General features: G+C 54.6%; 22 protein-coding genes. 19 read left to right on the top strand and 3 right to left on the bottom strand.

Annotation, left to right across the window (positions count from 1 at the left end; translation table 11 throughout):
- Position 1: 1 nt before the first annotated feature.
- Positions 2-922 carry a GPO family capsid scaffolding protein gene (locus tag BM403_RS12550; protein ID WP_093543030.1) on the bottom strand — a complete coding sequence of 307 codons (921 nt, stop codon included), beginning with the start codon at positions 920-922 and terminating at the stop codon, positions 2-4.
- A gap of 161 nt (positions 923-1,083) precedes the next feature.
- Between BM403_RS12550 and BM403_RS12555 the strand changes: the two genes are divergently transcribed.
- The 3 genes from BM403_RS12555 to BM403_RS12565 all read left to right on the top strand — a co-directional run bounded on the left by BM403_RS12555 (position 1,084) and on the right by BM403_RS12565 (position 4,245).
- Positions 1,084-3,141 carry a terminase large subunit domain-containing protein gene (locus tag BM403_RS12555; RefSeq protein WP_093543032.1) on the top strand — a complete coding sequence of 686 codons (2,058 nt, stop codon included), beginning with the start codon at positions 1,084-1,086 and terminating at the stop codon, positions 3,139-3,141.
- Entirely contained in the window at positions 3,053-3,931 is an 879-nt protein-coding gene (locus BM403_RS12560) for a phage portal protein (protein ID WP_175538068.1), read from the top strand. Before BM403_RS12555 ends, BM403_RS12560 begins: the two co-directional genes overlap by 89 nt.
- A gap of 65 nt (positions 3,932-3,996) precedes the next feature.
- Positions 3,997-4,245: an ogr/Delta-like zinc finger family protein gene (locus BM403_RS12565; RefSeq protein WP_071483122.1), complete on the top strand. Its 249-nt coding sequence runs from the start codon at positions 3,997-3,999 to the stop codon at positions 4,243-4,245.
- Positions 4,246-4,330: 85 nt separating this feature from the next.
- On the opposite strand, the gene BM403_RS31875 is transcribed toward BM403_RS12565, so the two are convergent.
- Together BM403_RS31875 and BM403_RS12570 are read right to left on the bottom strand one after the other, a co-directional pair.
- Positions 4,331-4,507, bottom strand: a complete 177-nt coding sequence (locus tag BM403_RS31875; protein ID WP_175538065.1) for a hypothetical protein — start codon at positions 4,505-4,507, stop codon at positions 4,331-4,333.
- A 102-nt stretch (positions 4,508-4,609) separates the two neighbouring features.
- Complete coding sequence (locus BM403_RS12570) at positions 4,610-4,957, bottom strand: helix-turn-helix domain-containing protein (protein WP_093543037.1); 348 nt, start codon at positions 4,955-4,957, stop codon at positions 4,610-4,612.
- A gap of 92 nt (positions 4,958-5,049) precedes the next feature.
- On the opposite strand from BM403_RS12570, the gene BM403_RS12575 reads away from it, so the two are divergent.
- The 16 genes from BM403_RS12575 (at position 5,050) to BM403_RS12660 (ending at position 19,388) form a co-directional block, all read left to right on the top strand.
- Positions 5,050-5,250, top strand: a complete 201-nt coding sequence (locus BM403_RS12575; protein ID WP_093543088.1) for a DNA-binding protein — start codon at positions 5,050-5,052, stop codon at positions 5,248-5,250.
- 29 nt (positions 5,251-5,279) lie between these two features.
- Positions 5,280-5,759 (top strand): YmfL family putative regulatory protein, encoded by a 480-nt coding sequence (locus BM403_RS12580; protein WP_305883445.1) that lies wholly within the window; start codon positions 5,280-5,282, stop codon positions 5,757-5,759.
- Entirely contained in the window at positions 5,756-6,121 is a 366-nt protein-coding gene (locus BM403_RS12585; RefSeq protein ID WP_093543041.1) for a hypothetical protein, read from the top strand. Before BM403_RS12580 ends, BM403_RS12585 begins: the two co-directional genes overlap by 4 nt.
- Before the next feature lie 74 nt (positions 6,122-6,195).
- Positions 6,196-6,429 carry a hypothetical protein gene (locus tag BM403_RS12590; RefSeq protein WP_093543044.1) on the top strand — a complete coding sequence of 78 codons (234 nt, stop codon included), beginning with the start codon at positions 6,196-6,198 and terminating at the stop codon, positions 6,427-6,429.
- Positions 6,429-9,140 (top strand): toprim domain-containing protein, encoded by a 2,712-nt coding sequence (locus tag BM403_RS12595; RefSeq protein ID WP_093543046.1) that lies wholly within the window; start codon positions 6,429-6,431, stop codon positions 9,138-9,140. Before BM403_RS12590 ends, BM403_RS12595 begins: the two co-directional genes overlap by 1 nt.
- A 5-nt stretch (positions 9,141-9,145) precedes the next feature.
- Positions 9,146-9,436, top strand: a complete 291-nt coding sequence (locus BM403_RS12600; protein ID WP_093543048.1) for a hypothetical protein — start codon at positions 9,146-9,148, stop codon at positions 9,434-9,436.
- 95 nt (positions 9,437-9,531) lie between these two features.
- The gene (locus BM403_RS12605) at positions 9,532-9,774 is read left to right on the top strand and encodes a hypothetical protein (protein WP_093543050.1); all 243 of its coding nucleotides are present in this window, start codon (positions 9,532-9,534) and stop codon (positions 9,772-9,774) included.
- A gap of 90 nt (positions 9,775-9,864) precedes the next feature.
- Complete coding sequence (locus tag BM403_RS12610; RefSeq protein ID WP_093543052.1) at positions 9,865-10,077, top strand: hypothetical protein; 213 nt, start codon at positions 9,865-9,867, stop codon at positions 10,075-10,077.
- Positions 10,074-11,222 (top strand): site-specific integrase, encoded by a 1,149-nt coding sequence (xerC, locus tag BM403_RS12615; RefSeq protein WP_093543054.1) that lies wholly within the window; start codon positions 10,074-10,076, stop codon positions 11,220-11,222. The genes BM403_RS12610 and xerC overlap by 4 nt, the downstream gene beginning before the upstream one ends.
- A 676-nt stretch (positions 11,223-11,898) precedes the next feature.
- On the top strand, positions 11,899-12,552 hold the full coding sequence (locus BM403_RS12625; protein ID WP_093543058.1) for a hypothetical protein: 654 nt from the start codon (positions 11,899-11,901) through the stop codon (positions 12,550-12,552).
- Between the two features lie 595 nt (positions 12,553-13,147).
- Positions 13,148-14,476: a tyrosine-type recombinase/integrase gene (locus tag BM403_RS12630; RefSeq protein WP_093543060.1), complete on the top strand. Its 1,329-nt coding sequence runs from the start codon at positions 13,148-13,150 to the stop codon at positions 14,474-14,476.
- 904 nt (positions 14,477-15,380) lie between these two features.
- Positions 15,381-16,361, top strand: a complete 981-nt coding sequence (locus BM403_RS12640; RefSeq protein WP_093543065.1) for an integrase domain-containing protein — start codon at positions 15,381-15,383, stop codon at positions 16,359-16,361.
- Positions 16,358-16,633 carry a hypothetical protein gene (locus BM403_RS12645; RefSeq protein WP_093543067.1) on the top strand — a complete coding sequence of 92 codons (276 nt, stop codon included), beginning with the start codon at positions 16,358-16,360 and terminating at the stop codon, positions 16,631-16,633. The genes BM403_RS12640 and BM403_RS12645 overlap by 4 nt, the downstream gene beginning before the upstream one ends.
- A gap of 298 nt (positions 16,634-16,931) precedes the next feature.
- On the top strand, positions 16,932-17,429 hold the full coding sequence (locus BM403_RS12650) for a hypothetical protein (protein WP_093543069.1): 498 nt from the start codon (positions 16,932-16,934) through the stop codon (positions 17,427-17,429).
- A gap of 1 nt (position 17,430) precedes the next feature.
- The gene (locus BM403_RS12655) at positions 17,431-17,799 is read left to right on the top strand and encodes a hypothetical protein (RefSeq protein ID WP_093543072.1); all 369 of its coding nucleotides are present in this window, start codon (positions 17,431-17,433) and stop codon (positions 17,797-17,799) included.
- A gap of 500 nt (positions 17,800-18,299) precedes the next feature.
- Positions 18,300-19,388, top strand: coding sequence for a hypothetical protein (locus BM403_RS12660; protein WP_093543074.1), 1,089 nt, complete (start codon positions 18,300-18,302; stop codon positions 19,386-19,388).
- Positions 19,389-20,106: the final 718 nt, after the last annotated feature.

A 20,106-nucleotide genomic window follows, 5' to 3' on the forward strand; every position in this document is an offset into this window, starting at 1 on the left:
GTTAGAGCACCCGCTTTTTGGTGGTGGTCACTGGGCCGGGATTGCGCGGCAGATGGCGACCGGCGGGGGTGTTCTGCAGTGCAGTGAATTGCTTCTGCAGCGCATCCAGCTTGGCGAGTACGGACTGATTGCCCTTGCCCTTGCGGCGGAATTCGCGCTCTTGCTCGGCGGTGGCCACGATGTCGTCCACGGCCGTGCTGACGTCATCGATCAGGTCCTGATCGGGTTCAGGCGCATCGGCGGCGGCGGGCTCAATGACGGCTTGAAGGCCGGCAGCGACAACCAGCAGCTGCGCCACCAGGGCCGTCAAAGCCGTTGCTGTAGCTTCATCCATTGGGGGTTTGCTCTCTGTGTTGGGTGGAGTGGTTTCGGTGGGCAGCACTTCCGTGGCGAAACGCTTGAAAAAGCCGGTCAGGGCATTGATCAGTCCGGTTTCGGTGCTGGGTTGGCTGTCGTCCTGCAGACGGCCGAGTTCGACCGAGGCGGCGTAATACGAAGCGCGGGTGTTCTTGTGGGAGAAGTAGAGTTCTTGGGTGCCCACACTGGCCGGCTGATCGGTGACGCCCATGCCAGTGAGGTAGGCTTTGCCCTTGCCACGAAAGTCAGGGGTGATCTCGATGCTGGTGAACAGCTTCTGGCCCTGATCATTCAGGTACAGCAGGCGGTCGTTGGGCTTCAATTGCGCTTCCAACGCTACTTCGCCCGGCTCAAGGTCTTCGGCTTCTTCCACCAGGCGCACCGCATAGACGGTGCCGTGGGAGCCTGGCCAGCGTTCGTGGTCGCACCAGATCACCGCCGTGTAGAACGACGGTTTGTAGGTTTCAGCGATATCGCGCAGTTCCTGGGGAAGGATTACGCGCCCATCAACGGTGGCTCCGCTGGTGGCGACACGTTTCCAGAACGAAACAAGGGAACGGGGCATGGGTTTAACTGCGCTCAATCGCTGAATGAGCCGCCAAGATAGGGAGCCGTCAGCCCTCAAACAAACGGTTCAAATGCGCGTTTCTCCTAGATTCGATATCTAGGAGAGTCACGGAATTTAACCCCGCGTTTGAAGCGTTTTCGCCGCATAGACTGCGGCCCATGTACTACTCGACCGAAGTTAAAGAAGCCGCTAAACGCCTGTTTCTGCGCCGCTGTAAGGCCAAGGAAATTCAGGCGCAGCTCAACCTGCCCAACATCCGGATCGTCTACTACTGGATCCGCCAGGGCGGGTGGGAGGACATGCTGTCGGACGAAGAGCCGCTAACGGCCGTCGGCCGACGGATCACACTGCTCCTGGACAAAGTGGGCAGCCTGTCCAAAGACGATCTCAACGAACTGGACCGACTGACCATCGTTCGCGAACGTCTGCTGAAACAAGCGGCCAAGCCCGCACCGGTGACGGCATCCAACGGCGACGACATGGGCGAGACCCAGGAACCGCGCAAGCGCTCGCGTGGTGAACGCTCCAGCCGTGGCGAGGGCGGCGACAGGAAAAAGGAAAAGAAGGCCAAGAACGACATCAGCGGTCTGACCGAAATCGACTTCCTAGATAAGTTCATCAGCAAGATGTACCGCTATCAGCAGGAGCTGTTTGCCGCCAAGCAAAACCCGCTGACAAGCCGGATCCGCAACATCCTCAAAAGCCGCCAGGTCGGTCTGACCTACTACTTCGCCGGCGAAGCGTTTATGGACGCGGTGCTGACTGGCGACAACCAGGTGTTCCTGTCGGCCAGCCGCTCGCAGTCGGAGATTTTCCGCAGCTACATCATCCAGTTCGCCAAGCAGTGGTTTGACATCGAGCTAACCGGCAACCCGATCACGCTCAGCAACGGCGCCGAACTGCGCTTCCTGTCGACCAACAGCAGCACCGCTCAGGGCTACCATGGCCATGTGTACGTGGATGAGTACTTCTGGATCCGCGACTTCGAAAAACTCAGCACCGTGGCCAGCGCCATGGGCACCCACAAGAAGTGGCGCAAAACCTACTTCTCGACACCCAGCGCGGTGTCGCACCAGGCGTACCCGTTCTGGTCGGGCGAGGAATTCCGTAACAGCAAACGCGGCAAGAAAGCCGGCGGCACCTGGCCCACCGAGGCGTCCTACACCCAGGGCGCCCTGTGCCCCGATGGCCAATGGCGTAAGACCATCACCATCCAGGACGCGATCGATGGCGGCTGCGATCTGTTCGACCTGGATCAGCTGCAGCTGGAGTACGACGAAGACAAATTTCAGCAGTTGTTTTACTGCAAGTTCATCGACAGCAGCCAGAGCGCGTTCGGGCTCAAGGATCTGGAGCGCTGCTACTCCGACCTGTCGTTGTGGGAGGACTACAACCCGGAACTGGATCGGCCTTTTGGCAACAGCCCGGTGTGGCTTGGCTACGATCCGAGCCGGACCCGCGACGACGCCACGTGCGTGGTGGTCGCCCCGCCGCTGGAGCCTGGGGCGAAATTCCGCATCCTGGAAAAGCACAGCTGGCGGGGGCATTCGTTCAACTACCAGGCCGCCCAGGTCAAAAAGCTCACCGAGCGCTTCAACGTGCAACACATCGGTATCGACATCACCGGCGTGGGCTATGGCGTGTTCGACCTGGTGCGCGACTTCTACCCGAAAGCCACGCCGATCCATTACAGCCTTGAGACCAAGAACCTGCTGGTACTCAAGGCCCAGGACACGATCCAGGGCAGCCGCATCGAGTGGGACGCCGGCTGGACCGACATCGCCCAGGCGTTCCTGACCATCAAGCGCGGCACGACCACCAGCGGCCAAGTGACCTACAGCGCTTCGCGCACCGACGCTACCGGCCATGCCGACATCGCCTGGTCAATCATGCATGCGCTGTTCAATGAACCCCTCAACACCAACAAGCGGCGCCGTAGCCGCTACGTCACGAGCGGAACCAATGCCCAAGCCACGACACAAAACGCCCCAAACCAGCCAACAGGCGCGACAGCCGCAGCCCATGCGAGCGTTCACTTTCGGGGAGCCCGAACAGGTGCTGTCCGGCAACATCGGCGAGTACCTGGGGGTGTTTCTCAGCGACGACGGCGAGATATACAAACCGCCGGTGTCGCGGGCGGGCCTAGCCAAACTGCTGCGCGCCAACGCGCACCACGGCGCCATTCCCAAGTTCAAGCGCAACCTGCTGCTGCGTGAGTTCATCCCCTCCGAGGGCTGCAGCACGCAAACCATGGGCCGTGCCAGTCTCGATTACATGGTGTTTGGCGAAGCGTATTTCTATCGCGACACCAACGCCTTTGGCGAAGTGCTGGAGATGCAGCACCTGCCCGCCATCAACATGCGCGTGAAGGTCGACGGCGGGTTCCGAATGCTGCTGCCCGACAGCAAGTACATGGACTTCGACCACGACGAAATCGAACACGTCCTGGACTACGACGTGGAACAGAACATCTATGGCGTGCCCGACTACCTGGGCGGCCTGCAGGCGCTCTTGCTCAACGAAGCCGCGACCCTGTTCCGCCGGCGCTACTACAGCAACGGCGCGCACGCGGGTTACATCTTCTACACCAACGACCCGGACCTGACCGAGGAAGACGAAGAGAACCTGCGCGCACAAATCAGCGCCAGTAAGGGCGTGGGCAACTTCCGCTCGATGTTCGTCAACATCCCCAACGGCAAGGAAAACGCGATCCAGATCATCCCCGTGGGGGACTTCCAAGCCAAGGACGAGCTGGAAAAGGTGAAGAACATCACCCGTAACGACGTGATCGCTGCCTGGCGGATGAATCCTGCCTTGGCCGGGATCATCCCGGAAAACAGCGGGGGGTTTGGGGATATCGAGAAGATCGATCGCGTGTACACCAGCAACGAGATCAGGCCGATCTGTCAGCTATTCAACCAGTTGAACGACACGCTTCGGCAAGACAGGAAAATATCGTGGCAGGAAACCAAAACACCAGTCGATAACACTGTTCAAACGTCTTAAAGCAGCTATTACCACTACAAACTGTGGCAAAATAGTGGCTATTGGCTGCCCTGGGGAGGGACACAATGAGAGTTGTATGCAAATGCGGGAACAAGGGCCGGATTGCCTCACGCGAGGAACTGTCGCGGGATTTTGCCAAGCTCTATTGCCAGTGCCTCGACGCAACGTGCGGGCACACGTGGGTAGCGAATTTGACGTTTTCACACACCCTCAGCCCTTCCGCTCAATCCTACGAAAGGATGCTGTTTGATCGTTTGAGGGATATGCCTAGGGCCAAGCAGCGGGAGCTATTTGACCAACTAGGTGCGGCGTGATTAGGCATGAAAACGCCGGGCACTATGGTCCGGCGCCTACGTTTGGTTTGCGGATTAGGACAGGCTCAACTATCGAGCCGTTTGGCTATTCAACTTCGGTTGGTTCAGCAAAATATCCAGCGATACGTCGGACTTGTCTGCGGTCTTTTTCAGGAATTTGCCGGTAGAGCTTGATAAGGCGAACCTCCAGATCCGTCAACTCAAGCCATTCATGGCCCACCGACTCGCGATAACTGCTTTCAAGTTTTGTGCGATCCAACATGCGAACTGCTCCGTTTATGCATTTTGCTGAATCGACGGTATTGGGGCAGGCGCAGCGTTTTCTGAGCAGCTGTTTTAACTGGATGACACGAATTGTTACAGGTTAAGTCGAAGCACCGTCTGCTTCGGCGGCCATCGACCTAATGATTCTCCGGATAGTTTTTTGATCATCCAGAGGTAGGCGCCGAAACTGTTCGATCAAATCTGCTTCGACAGGATCAAGGCCCTGACCAGGTGGTGGAGATCGATGGCCAGAAAGCACGTAACCAGCGTCTACGCTGTGCTCCACCAAGGATGCGACATAGCGCAGATCCAGCGTGTTAGCGCCTAATTCATAATTTTTTTGAGTTCCGCGACTAACTCCAAGAAGCGTTCCAAAATCCGTTTGATTCAAACCTAAGCGCTCGCGCTCTTCCCTTAGGCGATCACCTACTCCGTCAGCTATGAGCATTTTTTTATTCACCACACTTGACCTGGTCAAATATTTGACCAAGAATCACCACAGACCAACAGAATTAACCACAAACAAACAGAGTAGACATGATGCCCGCCACCATTACGCCCGAGCAAGCCCGCGCCGCTCTTGATCACAAGGGAGTGAGCATTGCTGAATTCAGCCGTCAGCATCATTTGAATAAAAATTTAGTCAGCGACCTATTGAACGGTCGGATCAAAGGTCGCCGGGGGGAGGCACATCGCGCCGCCGTACTGCTCGGTATCAAAGACGGCGTGATTGCACAGTAATGGCCAGTGCACTGAGGGAACAGCAGAAGATGAAAAGTCGAGTTCTAAAGACGCGTAGGGAAGTGGTCAGCGCGATCATTTGCAGCTACTCAGGTGGCCGCGAATGTGCTGCCGCCCGGATCGGCCTCCCGCTCAAAAAGTTTGATAACCATGCTTATGAAAACAACAGCTGCCGCCCATTGACCGATGCGCAGATCTACCAGCTGGAGCAGGTAACGGGCACTCACCACTTGCCCAACTATGTCGCAGCAATGTACGGCGGCATGTTCGTCCCAGTGGTCCATCCAGACAGACTGGATAACGTGGAGATGTACGCACGGGCCATGCAGAGTTCAGCCAAACAAGGGACGGTCGACCAGATCATTGCCCAGGCGCTTGATGACGGGGTGATAACCGACGTTGAGGCCGAGCTGATCCAGAACGCCCATACCTTGCACATGGCCGCACGCACCGCCGAAGTGTATGCCGCGATCGATCTCTACCGCGCCAAATCGGGGAAAGCCAAATGACCACTCAAACCAATGCCCTGGACTATCAGGAATGCATGCAGAACGCCGCGCTGGCTTTCCTTGAGCGCCATCAAGCCGAGCACCTGGGCGACCTGTCGGCGCTTCTTAACCGCGCCATCACCCACCTGGTGACCAGCTTCCACGTGGCGGAATCGGTTGCAACCAAACTGACCTCCCTTGCCCACATCGAGCTAATGGAAATCGCTTTCCGTCAGCGCCTCATTCTGGACCACAGCACCGACACCGTTGTGGTGATTCGGGATCCCGTTAAAGGGCACTGCTGGTCCGTGCCTGTCAGCCTGATCTATCAACGTGTCCTGAACACTCCGGACAACGTGCGTCTGCGCTCCACCCACTCGTAACTCCCAACCCAACCAAACTCCGGCCCCACATCTCATGGGTTTGGGTGAGCTGCGCCCGAAGTCGAGGTTTCACGATGGTAAACGCCGTAATTGTCACCACTCAACTACCCCCGGCCGAGGCCGAAGCGTTGCTGGCCGCGCTGCGTGAACAGTACCGCTTGAGCCTCAATGAACATTGGTACGACGACCAATTCCGCTTTGTAACGGACGGTCTTCGCCACGGCGCCATCCTCGCCCACGTCCCGGTAATGGCAGCACAAAAACGCCTGATGGCCGCGCTCTCTCACAGCTTAAAAGCAGCGAAATAATGTCAATGATGAATGAAGATATCCGCACCCAACTACTTCAGCGGCTGGAAGATGACTTCGGCCTGAAGCTACGTGTAGGCACGAACTACATGCGGGGCGGGGTTTGCCCTGCCTGCAACAAGAAAGAGCTTTATGCCCGCCACGACAAACCATGGCAGATCCGCTGCGGCCGGCCGGAGCGCTGCGGCCATATCGAGCACGTCAAAGAAATCTATGAGGACCTGTTTGAGGACTGGAGCAAGCGCGCGCCGGCTACTGACAACGATCCGACCGTAACCGCACGTGCTTACTTGGAATTCGCCCGTGGTTTAAATGCCGGAGCTATGACCGGCTGGTTCACCCAAGAGAACTACGTCAACTACGAAACGAAAGAGTCTAGTGCCACGATTCGATTCCCCCTGCCGAACGGTGGCTACTGGGAACGCCTGATCGATCGCCCCTCCCGCTTCGGCAAGATGAAAGCCCGTTTCAAGCCCCAATACAGCGCCCAGGGTGAGTTGTGGTGCCCGCCGAGCGTGGACCTGGCCAAGGTGAAAGAGCTGTGGATTGTCGAGGGCATCTTCGACGCCACCGCCCTGGTGCAAAACGACGTCGACGCGGTGTCGGCCATGTCGAGTGTGAACTTCCCAGTAGAAGCGTTGAAACGTCTGGTCGAGCAGCGCCCGGGCAACCTGCCCACTTTGGTCTGGGCCCTGGACAACGAGCCAACTGCTCGCGGCTACCTGCTGCGCTGGGTCAAACAGGCACGTGAAATGGGCTTCACCTGTAAGGCGGCGCTGATTCCCCAGCGGGATAAGAAAGTCGACTGGAACGACCTGCACCAACGCTGGCAGTTCGAAGAAGAAGGTAAAGCGCGCAATGACAAGCGCAAGCGTGACCTGGATGCCGCGCGCCATGAGGGTGACTTGCTGCTGGCCCCCTCGCCGAAAGAAAAGGCGCTGCTGATGTACACCTGGGAGGAAGGTTTCCCAGAGTTCGCTTTTGACTTCGGCAACCAAACCTACTGGGCCAAGTTCGATTTGTCGAAGCTCGAGGAAGAACAAAAGGCACTGGCAACCAGCGAAGACCACGAGGATCAACAGCTCAACGACAAGGCTGCACGCCGCAAGGTGCTGCAGAACGTCTGCAGCTTGAAGCTCTTGGCCAACTGCCGTTTTGAGGCGCTGTACAAGCAGGTGAACGACGTCACCAACGAGGCGTGGTTTTACTTCCAGGTGTTGGGGATCCACGACGACCATGGCGAGAATTACACGTTCACGCCGAAGCAAATCTCCTCAAGCAGCGAGTTTAAGACCCGCTTGATGTATTCGGGCGCGACTTGGCTGGGCACGCAAAAGCATCTGGACCAGATCATTATCCGTCAAACCGAACGCCTGAAAACCGTCGAAACCATCGACTTCCTGGGCTACAGCCGCGATCACAAGGCGTACATCTTCAACGACATCGCTATCCACGGCGGGTCTATTTACAAGGCCAACGACGAGGACTATTTCGAGTTCGGAAAGCAGCGGGTCAAATGCCTCATGAAGTCGGTAAAAATCAAAATGGCCTTGGACAGTAAGGGCTATCGCGAAGACTGGCTGCCGAACCTATGGACTGTCTTTGGCGAGAATGGCGTTCTCGCCCTCACCTATTGGTTTGGCTCGCTGTTCGCCGAGCAGATCCGGGCCGAACATGAAAGCTTTCCGTTCCTGGAAATGTCGGGTGAGCCCGATTCGGGCAAAACCACGCTGATCAAGTTCATCTGGAAGCTGTTCGGGCGGACCTACGAGGGTTTCGATCCGGCCAAAAGTTCGTTCTCAGGCTTGAGCCGAGCAATGGGCCAGGTGGCCAACCTGCCATTGGTCCTTCTTGAGGCTGACCGGAACACCAACGAGGACAATACCAAAGCCTTCGAGTGGGACCAGTTCAAAGACTTCTATGGCGGCGGCACCCTGCGTACCCGGGGCGTCAAGTCCAACAGCAACGATACCTACGAGCCGCCGTTTCGCGCGTCCATCGTTATCGCTCAGAACGCCATCGTTACCGGCCACGAAGCGATCATCAGCCGTATCGTCCGCTTGCCGTTTCTCAAGCCGGTGATCACCGACAAGAGCCGCAAGGCTGCTGATGCAATTGTTCAGACCGAGCTGGAGCACGTCAGCCACTTCATGGTGAAGGCAATGCGCGCCGAGCCGCTGGTGCTCAAGCGCTTCGCGGAACTGTATCCCCAATACCGCGCCGAGCTTTGGGCCAGCCGTAATCTGGCATCCGATCGGGTCATCAAGAACCACAGCATGATGCTGGCCCTGCTGGACTGCCTGCAGCTCGTCATCGCAATCCCGGACCACATGGTCCAGGCCTGCCGCAAATACCTTCTGAAAGCAGCCAACGAGCGCCAGGCGGCGATCAGCACCGATCCGAAGGAAGTGAACGAGTTTTGGCAGGTGTTTGATTACCTGGAATCGCTGCCCTCTGCCCCGATGGTCAACCACAGCAAAAAGCCTGGCTTGATCGCCATCAACCTTAACCAGTTCGCCGAGGTCGCCCTGGAGCACCGCCAGCGCATTCCGGACCTGGCAGTACTGCGCCGACTGCTCAAAGACTGCCGTGCTCACCATTGCTTGGACACTCAGAAACGCGTGGAAAGCGCGATTCGAGCACGTCAGCAGGATATGGCTCCGACTGCTCACATCCCGTCGACCATGCGTTGCTTCATCTTCCGTGAGTGACCGCCATGCACATCCAACTGATTGTTGAGCGGGAACAGAACAACGCAGCCGAGGAGATCCGCCGGATCCACGCGGTAATGGTTCAACTGGGTTACGAGGGCAGAACCGTGTTTGCAGAAGCCTACGGCGCTGACGGCCTCGTCCAGATCCTTGAGGTTCGGGCCACCGGTGGCCAGAGCGAGATTTTCGTTATGGACTGCTCCCGAGAACAAGTGCAGGCAGTGCTGGAGTGGCAGTCCTGCAACGACGAACAGGAGTTTGAAGACCTGGTTATTCACCTGGTACGAAAGGCATGAGCCTAAGAACCGGACCGGACACCGGCTACGCCGGCAAATGAAGGGCACCGAGGAGTTACAGCTCCCCGGTACCAACCACCACTGAGGGCAACACCATGCAAGCAGAGCACCAAAGCAGCAGCGATCCGAAGGCTATCACAGTGCCGGCAGAAGGACCGCAAGCGGCGCGGCACCTGATGGCCATCCGCATCGTCGGTACCGCGCTTTTCGATTACCAGGTCCACAAGACGCCCGACGCGCGGATCCGCCTCGAGGCGGTCACCACCATGGCCCACCTGCAAGGCGACCTTACTGCAGGTGAAAGGGCATTTGTGTCCCAGTTGCTGGCCAACCAATAGTTCCAGCAGTTTGCATCCCAACTTCTAACAATCATGCCCCGGCGCCAGCGCTAGACTGCCCGGGGCGCACCAGCTTTCAGAGGGCTAGTAATGAACTCCCGATCGGACAATGTTCTGGTATTCACCGACCTGCAGCGCATCACCGGTTATCAACGCCGATCTGATGTTGAACGCTCGCTGATCGACCAGGGCATTCGCCTTTTCCGTGGTCGTACAGGACCTTGGACAACGCTGGACCTTATCAACCAAGCCGCAGGTATGACGCCCGCAACTGCAGAGCGATACGACGCCGACATCCTATGAGGAAAGCAAGGAAGCGGAAGCATAATCCGCACATTCCCGCTCACATTGACCAGGCCGCTCTCCCAGCGGCCGTTTACTTTGATCAGCGAAACGAAGGCGTGTGGTACAGCCTGCATCGTGACGAAACGGGCACACAGCGCCGGCGCAACATTGCACCGGCTAGCGTTTCGCTGGCAGAGTTGCACCAAATCATGGACGAGGCTTCCAACGTCGACCGGGGAACGCTTCGCTACGTATGCGCCCAGTTTCACGATTGCGATCGGTACAAGAAGCTCAGTTCGAAAACCCACGACGACTACTGCTATTCCCGCGATGTTCTTCTAAACATTCCCACCAAGCTGGGCAAACCGCTGGGGGATCTGGCTGTTCGGAAATTCACTTCTGCGCTGGTGCAGCGGATTGTTGACCGACTAGCGGACGAAGGCACGCCATCGAAGGCAGCTCACGCTTTACGCTACCTACGCCGTGTGCTGCAGTGGGGCCGTAATCGCGGCTTCCTCGAGGTGAACCCAGCCCTGGGTATTGAGGCGCCCGTGGAGCGCAAGCAGCGCCGCCTGCCGAACCACCAGGTCATGGACGCTCTCATCGACCGGGCAATTGCCAGAGGTTTGCTGCAGCGCAACGAGAAAGGTGGCTGTCCCGAATACCTTGGCTACGTCATGGAACTGGCCTACCTCTGCAGGTTGCGCGGCATTGAGGTTGTGACGCTCACCGACGAAAACGAGCTGGAAAGCGGAATACTGACCAACCGCCGCAAAGGCAGTAGGGACAACATCGTGCGTTGGACGCCACGTCTGCGCAAAGCTTGGGACAACGCTAAAGCCTATCGGGCCAAGGTATGGGTCAAGCGCAAAACGGCAATTCCGATCATGCCGTCACGCAGAAACATCATCGTGGCCAGCCATGGTGGCCCACTTCGCAAAACCAGCCTGGACACGGCCTGGCAACGCTTCATCACCCTTGCACTGGCGGACAAGTTCATCACGCAAGAACAGCGGTTTGCCCTTCACGACCTGAAACGGCGTGGCATCACTGACACTGTGGGCACTCGGGCGGACAAGCAGGAAGCCAGCGGCCACCGTGACCCCAAGATGATGGACGTTTACGACCTGAGCATCCCCACGGTATCCCCTTCCGCAGACTGATCAATACCCCGAACATATAGGCCAGGCCCCCTATCTATGGGGGCTTAGGCGCGCCCTAATCTTACAAAGAATTATGTAAGCCAATGATTGTAGAAATTTGAGCAGCCACCGCGTAATTTTGTGAGTCCTAGGGGTGCACTCCTGGTGTCGCAGAAATCTTGCCGGCGATTCAGGTCTTTTCTTGTGCGCGAGACGTAATAAGCTACAAACAATGAGATGGCTGGCTTACAGATCTTAGGCCGAATCAATTCAGTTTTCGCAAAGCCGGGGTTACAGACCTTCAAATTGCGGTGCGCGCTAGCGCCTACCGTCGGGTATTTCATTGAACACTTGATTTTGTACGATGGATTTCGTACAAAGGACATGGAGTAAGGGTGCCGCATGGGATTTAAGGATGCAAAAAAAGCGCTAATCACAGCGCTACAGACAGGTAATTTTCAGCATCAATCGCGAGTGAATATCAGCACGAAAAACCTGCTTTCTACTGGCGCGGTAACCGCTGCCGACGTGCTTTCCATAATTGGGCGATGCAAAGGATCCCATCATTCCTGCTCAAGCCACCACAGTATCAAGAACATAGATGTTCACGTGATCGAATTTGAAGGTTGGTACGTCAAATTTTACATTATCACTCCAAATGTTATGTTCATAAGCGTTCATCAGTGAGACAACGACAATGACATTTTATAAAGAAGGAGATAAGAGCCAGGCTATCTGCGAGGATTGCGAAAGCGTGGTTCACACCACATTCCAGCGTAGGAATGTTCCGTTCGATGACGGGGTCGGCGAAGTAGAAAACGTTTTGGTCGCCGTATGCGATATTTGCGACCGTGTCGTCGCTGTACCCGCACAATCGACTCCTGCCATTAAGGCTGCCAGAGAGTTAGCCGTTGTTTCAGTAGAAACAAGGCTTCCAGCGTCATATTTGGATCGCTTGGATTATGCGATGAATGCGATCAGTGCAGCAGCAGCCACGAAGCACCGCAAGATGTTTTTAAGCGTCTACATTGATTTCCTTGCAAGACAAGAAAGAGCAGGTAAGGCAGTAGTCTGCAGTTGGAAGCAATCAGATCCTAACAGCCATAAAGGCAATGTTGGGCACCAGGTCATTGTTAGGGCGGCGCCGGAACTGAGAGAGCAAAGTAAACGCCTTTCGCTGAAGTTAAACGCATATATCGCCGACGAGCTGCTGACGCTCCAAACCGCGACTAAGCTAAGTCGGACTGAGCTCTTCAAGAATATGATTTGTCAAATGCAAGATGATGTAGTTAATCAGCCAAAAAAGGAACTGGTGGAAGAGCTTAAATTGTTTGCTCGGGCCGCAGTCTGAAGTCCGCCGATATCAAGTTAAGCATCACGCGCAGTTAGCCTTTCCGTTTCCCATTCCACATGAGTCTATCGAGCCCTCATTCGCAGCATCCCATGCTGATCGAGAGGGTTCGCTCACCTTTGCCCTGCCCCCTGTCGATTAGGGTCTCCTGTAGTAGAGATCTATGCGGGCATGTCAGTTATCGGCCTTGTTGGGAGCTAGTACCGCTCAGCACAGTCTGAATGATGGACGCTTGCGACTTGAGCATTCTCCCGTTTTACCTTCGTCCGACTGAGCAAAATCAACGTAACAAGCCGCCCAAAGCTCGCCATTTAAGCGGGTATTGGCGTGCCTGCACGTAACAAATAGTACCGTAACCTATTGATTTATATGTTAGAAGCACCTTCCTTGTAATCAGTAGGTCCCGGGTTCGACTCCTGGTGCCGGCACCACATTAGGCTCCATTGCATTCCACCGAATGCTCTGGAAGCCCCGAAAACCCGCCCTTTGGCGGGTTTTTTCGTTCCAGGACCCTCTGTCGGGATCCAACAAAATCCCCCTTCCCCGAGGGTATGTTAGGGGTACTGCGATTTTCCGGTCAGGAGCGCGTACCCCTATGCCACGTCTAGCGATCCCTCTCAGCGACCTGCAATGCCGCACGGCCAAAACCCGCGAACGCGCCTACAAACTGTTCGACGGCGGCGGCATGTACCTTTTCGTCAAACCCAATGGCGTGAAGACCTGGCGCTTGAAGTACACCAAGCCCAACGGCAAGGAAGGTACGCTCATTATCGGCAATTACCCCATCGTTACCCTTTCCGTCGCACGGCGTAAGCGAGACGAAGCCAAGGCATTGCTGCTCGACAATCTCGACCCAATGGAAGAAAAGAAGAAGGCCAAGATCGTAGCCCAGCGGGCGGCACTGCTTTTCGAAACCGTTGCTCTGGAGTGGCACGCCGACATGTCCCGTCGCTGGACCGAAGGCCACGCAAAAACCGTAATGAGCCGACTGCGCACCCACGTCTTCCCGCTGATCGGCCAACGCCCCATCGCCGAACTCGATACCCACGACCTGCTAGAGATCACCCAGCGCATCAAGGAACGCGGCACCATGGATGTGGCGTTAAGGGTACAGAACTACTTATCCACCATCATGCGCGGGGCCAAAAGGGCTCGGCAGATCACCATGAACCCTGCACTGGATCTGGCGGGCTCGATTCACGCGCCGCGCACAATCCATCGCCCGGCCCTCTCCCTCAACCGCCTACCCGAACTGCTACACCGAATCGACAACTACAACGGCCGCGAGCTGACGCGCCTTGCCGTGCTGCTGACTCTGCATGTGTTCGTCCGCTCCAGCGAGTTGCGCTTCGCTCGATGGAGTGAGTTCGACTTCCAACGCGCCATGTGGGAAATCCCCGATACGCGCGCACCGATTGAAGGGGTACGCAACTCCACACGCGGGACCAAGATGAACGGCGACATTCAAATGGTCCCGCTGTCGCCGCAGGTCATCGAAGTACTGGAGCGCCTGCGCAGCCTCAGTCGCTTTTCAGAGTTAGTGCTACCGGGCGACCACAAGTACTGGAAGCCCATGTCCGAGAACACCGTGAACACCATGCTCCGTAACGTCGGCTATGACACCAGCAAGGACGTGTGCGGTCACGGCTTCAGGACCATGGCCTGTAGCGCCCTGCTGGAATCAGGGTTATGGACCGACGCAGCCATCGAAAGACAAATGAGCCACAAGGAACGCAACCGCGTGCGCGCCGCGTATATCCACAAGGCCGAATTCCTCGAACAGCGCAGGCTGATCATGGCGTGGTGGAGCAACTACATCGACGCCAACCGCCATGGGCATGTGACTCCCCACGAATTCGCTCACCCGGTCGGCGACAACATTACCGCCCTACAAAATAGCCGCGGCGCATCCAAACGTGGGTAAGCCAATAAGATCACCGCAGTCCGCCCTTCCACGCGGGTCCATCCAAGCGGGGCTGCAAAGCCGCCCTGCTTGGATGGACCTCATTTAAAAAATCTAAAGCCCACGCGAATTGTCTGTGGAAAACCATAGATTTCCACCGGTGGATAATTTCATCCACAGCCGCAGAATTCCCGAAAATTCGAGCCTTGACCCAAATTATCCACAGGCGTAGAAAAGATCGGGCAAAGCGCTGTCGTTGACAGCAACCCAGGTAGCCAGAACCTTTAAGGCTACGCCACACCGTGGTGGTTCTCCCAAAGTGCGATTAGCGTCCGGCGGCTCGCACGGTCACAGCGATGTGATGGATGCCTACTTCTACCCGAGTGCCCACTGCGGCAACTCATCCCCTTTCATAGCTGCCCTGCAGCAACCTATCCGCTTGGCCATTCCCGTGCGCCAACCTGCGCCCGTCTCTTTCTCCCGGAAAGAGACGGGCGCTCCTACCACTGCTGCAGCCCAACTCGTACAAGGCTTTGCGGCATTCCCCCTCGTGACAATCGGCGTGACAAACACCGAAGTCACCAGCAACAGCGATGCAGATGATGGTGCCGCAGCCCAAGGAATGGACTGCACCTGACTGACAGTCAGGCATGCCCCGGTCATCGCCTCACTGCCTTCACCTAACTCAGGATCTCGCGGCGCCGGTCTCGTCAGCCAGCGTAGCCTCCACCCGCCCACTTCCGCCGAAGTGTTCAGGAGGCCAGATCATGAGATGCCCAAGCTCCCGGTCGTAAGGAGCCGTCAGTCCCGCGTTAATGGACAACCCTCACAGGTCGCAGGGGCCTTGATCCCTGATAACACTCAACATTCTTGGCGGGATGACGTGGGGAGGGTTTTAAGGGTTAGCTTCGAGAGGAGTTTGATCATGGCACTGGTAGGTAAACGTGACGGGCGCAATTTTGGCTATGGACGGCAACTGAGTTATGCCGGGCCACAGGCGCTACGTGATCGGTTTGGCGGCGGGCATTACGGCACGGTCAAGGCACACAGTGATCGCTGGCTGGCGTTTGTACGCTGGTGTCGGTCGGAGGCTGGGCCGGGGTTTAACGATGCGCGAAAAATTGATCGGCAGACCTTGCTGGACTACGCCGGACATCTGCGCGAGCAAGTTGAACAAGGTGAGCTCGCCATCGCCACCGCGCAAAACCGGTTGTCCAGCGTGAATCGGACCATGGCTGCGCTTCGCGGTGATCTGCATGTGAAGGTCGTGAGTCCGAGCAAGGCATTGGGAATGCGGCGCACCAGTGTTCGTCGTTCAGTGCCGCAAGGCCAAGACCGCGAACAGGTGAAACGGATCGTAGAGGTGCTTTGCGAACACCAGCAGGCGCGCGCCGCCGCCATCGCGCATTTGACGCGAGCCACCGGTATGCGCTTACGCGAGGCCATTTTGGCCGACCTACCGCGTCTAAAACGTGAGGCCGAACACTACGGCAAGATCAACATCCAGGATGGCACCAAAGGGGGCCGCTCAGGTGCGTCGGCACCTCGCTGGATCAGGGTAGATGATCATATTCGTGACGCCCTAAAGTTTGCCGAAAAGGTCTCGCCCGACGGTAGCCGCAACCTGCTTGCACCGAACGAAAGCTACCTCGATTTTGTGCAGGGAATCGTCCGTCCCGCACGGGACATCCTCCATATGCACAACCTCAAAAGTTTCCACGAATTGCGGGCTGCCTATGCATGCGAACGCTATGAGCAAATCACTCGACATCTCGCGCCCATCAATGGCGGCAACTGCTACCAGTTCGACCGACGCCTTGATCAGGAGGCCCGAGTCCAAGTCAGCTGCGAGCTGGGGCACGGTCGTATCGTCGTGGTGTCGGCTTACATTGGCGGTCGAACATGAGCAAGGCATTCGATATGGAGCTGTTCCTGTCAGGCGTCCTGACGGGGTCGCATACCACCCGCCAGCGCCACCTTCGTCAGGCGAAAGCTATCCAAACAGCAATCGCTGAGCGCTGGCAACGCGACAATCCATGGACTTGGCAGAGAAAACACCTTGCGTGGTTTTTGAATCACCATCTAAACCAGCGCACCGAATCGACGCGCTATTACTATTTGCTGACCATGCAATTACTCACTCATCGTCTAGGAAAACCCTGGCAGTTCAACCGCTAAACGAAGGTCAGAAAACGGCTGTGGGCGTTCGCACCAGGTCACTTCCGGCCGGACGCTGGCGTTCGAGACGGCTCGCCTTCGCTCCGAAGCGGGCCGCAGTGTCCCCCAGACCATTGGACTAAAATACTATCTCGATTGAATCTTTGCTGAGTGCCACGCTACCCTTGACGTCGTCAAGAGCTAGCTGCCGGGCTCTATGGAGATAGCCAAGACGAAACAATTTTCGCTATCTACGTTTAACCGAAAAGCTTCGCTCAAGCGCACGACTTGTTATCAAAACAATTATTATGGAGAGCTCATGTCACTTAGCAACATACAAAATCCAATATTGTATTCAACCATGACTGCGCTAGCGTACAATATTAATAAAAAATACTACGATGATAAACATTACATGTGGTGCACGCCTTATTTCGGCTCGGATTTTCAGTCTCCACACTTCACTGTTCCTCCAAGCTCGTCTCCTCTTGAGATCTACAACACGTTGCAAAAAGAGATTGCCGGGGCAGATTTGCACAATACCAAAATAAAGCTAAACCGTCGTGGTATCAGAAATGGCGCGGGCATTATGCTAAGGTTAGGAAAGATAACACAGGAGGTTCACGATGAAATTGTTACTATCTCTAAGAGGGCGACAGATCAACAGTTCAAGCCATTGCTCTGCGTAATATCGCGTTTAGAAGCGGTACCATTCTACAAAAAGGTCGATGTTAAAGAGCGTGCAAACCCACTATCATATGAATATATACTTTCAGATCTCCCTCAGTCAGCATTTGACATAATCAGGATTGGCTAAAATGAATGAGCTTAAGTCGTTAGTTTTAAATACTCCCTTACCTGAAGCTCGATCGGCATTTTATTATTTGAGCCGATACTTAAAGCAATCTGTACATGATGACTATCAAAAAGATATTTTTGACGATTATCCACAAGCAGAGCTTGGTGAGGAAGTGAAGGCACTAACCAAAAAACTCATAGTTTTTATTGAAAAACACCAAGGTAAACTCGCCAAGGATTTTACTGACGAAGAGTATTCCGATTGGATGAATAAGATAGACGCCGCTGAAAATGGACTTGATCCATTACCCTCCACCGGCCAGATTGATCAGGCCGAGAAAATCATAAAAGAATTGGTAATCCCAACCTTAGGAGCCAGTAAGAAATAAGGCGCTATTTATTCCGTGAGGGTGAATTAAACCTGCTCTGGAGCATATACCGGAAGAGCTTGCTCTTCCCAGGTATTTATATACCTACGCGACCTAAACAGAATTACCAATACCTATGTAGCTAACGAGGAAACTCACGCGGCCAGATCCATAAACTACTATTAGAGACATCTACGAAACTGGGAGTGATTAAAATATCATATTGAAAAAAACACCTCTAAAAAATATACAGATTAACTTCATATGAGTTTACGTCGCAACGAGTGTTGTTGGTGCGGAAAATCTAAAATTCCAAAAAAATGCAATTTGGATCGTGAGAAAATACCCACGACATGTCCTGCCGACGAGCACAATACTATTATTGTGCTCGTAAAAAGTCCGTTTCCAGCCAGAGTTAGATATCGTTGCCTATGATAGTATCAGGAGCGATAGGTCGTTACTGAAATTACTCTGCCTTTAAGGTACGAGCGTCAATCCCGCTTTCAACGAGTCTTTATTATATGGACACTATTTTCACGCTGAATGCTAGAGGTAATGTTTTTCTTGAGGTGGTTAGCGAAAGCTTTAATATTTCTCAGCCAAGAATGATGGCTGAAATTCAGTCAATGTTTCGTAGTACCGTTCGTGATCTTGGCAAGAGCGGGGTAGACTATACAAAACTAAAAACTGCACTGGTTCCATCGCTGGATCGCAACGAAGCAGGTTTTATCTTCAATTCTACTGCGATAGAATCTAGCAGCTATGGTCGTGAGGTAATGCATCAAATTCTACCTTTGCTGGATCCTAAAAGCACTCAAAGTATCCTCGCTGGAGATCTAGTTGCGGACAGTGAAAAGCAAGAGTTCGTCTTCAATCTTCTTCAAGAGAATTTAATTCTAGTCAGATCATTTGAGTATCAACATAGCAATCTTCTCTTTTGCGTATATTTAACGAATATCACCGACACTTCTCTAAAGCGAATCCATGAAGGGCTTAAATCGTTTCCTGCGTATTTAGGTTTTATTCCGACCACTTATACCTCAACAGCAAAGTCTTACCTTTCTACTATTTTAGTCAATCTTTGTATAAAGCGTGAGAGCGTGATACTTCTCGCTCATGAGGATGATCGGTCCAATGATGAGGACATCAACATAACCTTATATCCATTTGAGGACCTCGGTTTTCAGATACGAAGTATCCAATTACATGATTTTAGCCACTTCCTTAGCTACAAAATCGAACGACCAACTTTTCCTGAATTTGAGACAGATACGCATTTTTCTCTTAATGCAATTGCGAGTACGGTATCACCGCTGGCTGGCATGGACATCCTCATAGAGGACGCCAAGTACGATTACTTACTAAAAGCAGGTAAGCTAATTAAGGGAGGACTCGTTGGGGCCGAAAAAGAACAATTGGTAAATTTAATTCGATCAAAAATTGAAGCTAGTTACATTTACAATCTTCGCTACATGAAGGATCACGATGTGAAGACATTCAATGTCGTGCTTGAGGTTCCGCGGTCCGTTCCAGGTCAACCGGCCCGCATGAATGTTGCTCTTGAATACAAGCCTGATGATCGCCTTCTACGAATGATTACTCTCTACTAGCTGAGTCTCCCTTGGTTTTGTCGAAGACCACCCTCAACGGGCTGTCTTCAGTTTCGTCGGTGCGACAAATTGCCATTACTCCACGTCGCTAATTCTGTTAGATTTTTCTTAACAGGTAAGGAGGATGGCAATGTCTAGCTCGGAAAGATTAGGTGTTTTCGATATATCGGATGCAGAAGGGGTCAACGAGTCCGAACGGTTGCTGATGAGACTGTGTCGGAAGTCATTCTTGAGTTTGTGGGCCCATGCCAACCTGCACACCGACCAAGATATGCGCGATGGAAAAGGTAGCGCGAAGGAATTCGCAGACGTAATGGTGGTGTTTGGAGATGATGTTGTAATTTTTTCAGACAAGCACATTATCTACCAATCCGAAGTCGACACCTCCGTTGCGTGGAAACGGTGGTACAAACGTGCTGTATCGAGCTCTGCGAAACAGTTGTACGGTGCAAAAAGCTGGCTTGAGAGGTTTCCTCAAAGGATCTTTTTGGACTCAAAATGCACCCGGCCTCTTCCTGTGCAGATTCCCGACATTTCGAGGGTGCACTTTCATCTTGTTGCTATCACTCGCGGGAGTGCCGAGACTTGTGCGAAGCATTTTCCAGGTAGTGTTGGGTCACTCATGTAGTGGTCAACTAATCCCGGACACGACGTTAAGTTTTTCCTCGGCCTGCGCTGGTGCCAACCCATCGTTGAATTGATGAGGCCGAATCCAGTT

The organism is Pseudomonas sp. OV546, assembly GCF_900116845.1.
GTDB lineage: Bacteria > Pseudomonadota > Gammaproteobacteria > Pseudomonadales > Pseudomonadaceae > Aquipseudomonas > Aquipseudomonas petroselini.

Bases quoted from the DNA above. Each gene is read 5' to 3' on its own strand.
- BM403_RS12660 (WP_093543074.1), top strand. From the start codon at position 18,300: ATGGACACTATTTTCACGCTGAATGCTAGAGGTAATGTTTTTCTTGAG.
- BM403_RS12595 (WP_093543046.1), top strand. From the start codon at position 6,429: ATGTCAATGATGAATGAAGATATCCGCACCCAACTACTTCAGCGGCTG.
- BM403_RS12645 (WP_093543067.1), top strand. From the start codon at position 16,358: ATGAGCAAGGCATTCGATATGGAGCTGTTCCTGTCAGGCGTCCTGACG.
- BM403_RS12550 (WP_093543030.1), bottom strand. From the start codon at position 922: ATGCCCCGTTCCCTTGTTTCGTTCTGGAAACGTGTCGCCACCAGCGGA.
- BM403_RS12630 (WP_093543060.1), top strand. From the start codon at position 13,148: ATGCCACGTCTAGCGATCCCTCTCAGCGACCTGCAATGCCGCACGGCC.
- BM403_RS12555 (WP_093543032.1), top strand. From the start codon at position 1,084: ATGTACTACTCGACCGAAGTTAAAGAAGCCGCTAAACGCCTGTTTCTG.
- BM403_RS12600 (WP_093543048.1), top strand. From the start codon at position 9,146: ATGCACATCCAACTGATTGTTGAGCGGGAACAGAACAACGCAGCCGAG.
- BM403_RS12590 (WP_093543044.1), top strand. From the start codon at position 6,196: ATGGTAAACGCCGTAATTGTCACCACTCAACTACCCCCGGCCGAGGCC.
- BM403_RS12585 (WP_093543041.1), top strand. From the start codon at position 5,756: ATGACCACTCAAACCAATGCCCTGGACTATCAGGAATGCATGCAGAAC.
- BM403_RS12575 (WP_093543088.1), top strand. From the start codon at position 5,050: ATGCCCGCCACCATTACGCCCGAGCAAGCCCGCGCCGCTCTTGATCAC.
- BM403_RS12565 (WP_071483122.1), top strand. From the start codon at position 3,997: ATGAGAGTTGTATGCAAATGCGGGAACAAGGGCCGGATTGCCTCACGC.
- BM403_RS31875 (WP_175538065.1), bottom strand. From the start codon at position 4,507: ATGTTGGATCGCACAAAACTTGAAAGCAGTTATCGCGAGTCGGTGGGC.
- BM403_RS12610 (WP_093543052.1), top strand. From the start codon at position 9,865: ATGAACTCCCGATCGGACAATGTTCTGGTATTCACCGACCTGCAGCGC.
- BM403_RS12625 (WP_093543058.1), top strand. From the start codon at position 11,899: ATGACATTTTATAAAGAAGGAGATAAGAGCCAGGCTATCTGCGAGGAT.
- BM403_RS12655 (WP_093543072.1), top strand. From the start codon at position 17,431: ATGAATGAGCTTAAGTCGTTAGTTTTAAATACTCCCTTACCTGAAGCT.
- BM403_RS12580 (WP_305883445.1), top strand. From the start codon at position 5,280: ATGAAAAGTCGAGTTCTAAAGACGCGTAGGGAAGTGGTCAGCGCGATC.
- BM403_RS12640 (WP_093543065.1), top strand. From the start codon at position 15,381: ATGGCACTGGTAGGTAAACGTGACGGGCGCAATTTTGGCTATGGACGG.
- BM403_RS12570 (WP_093543037.1), bottom strand. From the start codon at position 4,957: ATGCTCATAGCTGACGGAGTAGGTGATCGCCTAAGGGAAGAGCGCGAG.
- xerC (WP_093543054.1), top strand. From the start codon at position 10,074: ATGAGGAAAGCAAGGAAGCGGAAGCATAATCCGCACATTCCCGCTCAC.
- BM403_RS12605 (WP_093543050.1), top strand. From the start codon at position 9,532: ATGCAAGCAGAGCACCAAAGCAGCAGCGATCCGAAGGCTATCACAGTG.
- BM403_RS12650 (WP_093543069.1), top strand. From the start codon at position 16,932: ATGTCACTTAGCAACATACAAAATCCAATATTGTATTCAACCATGACT.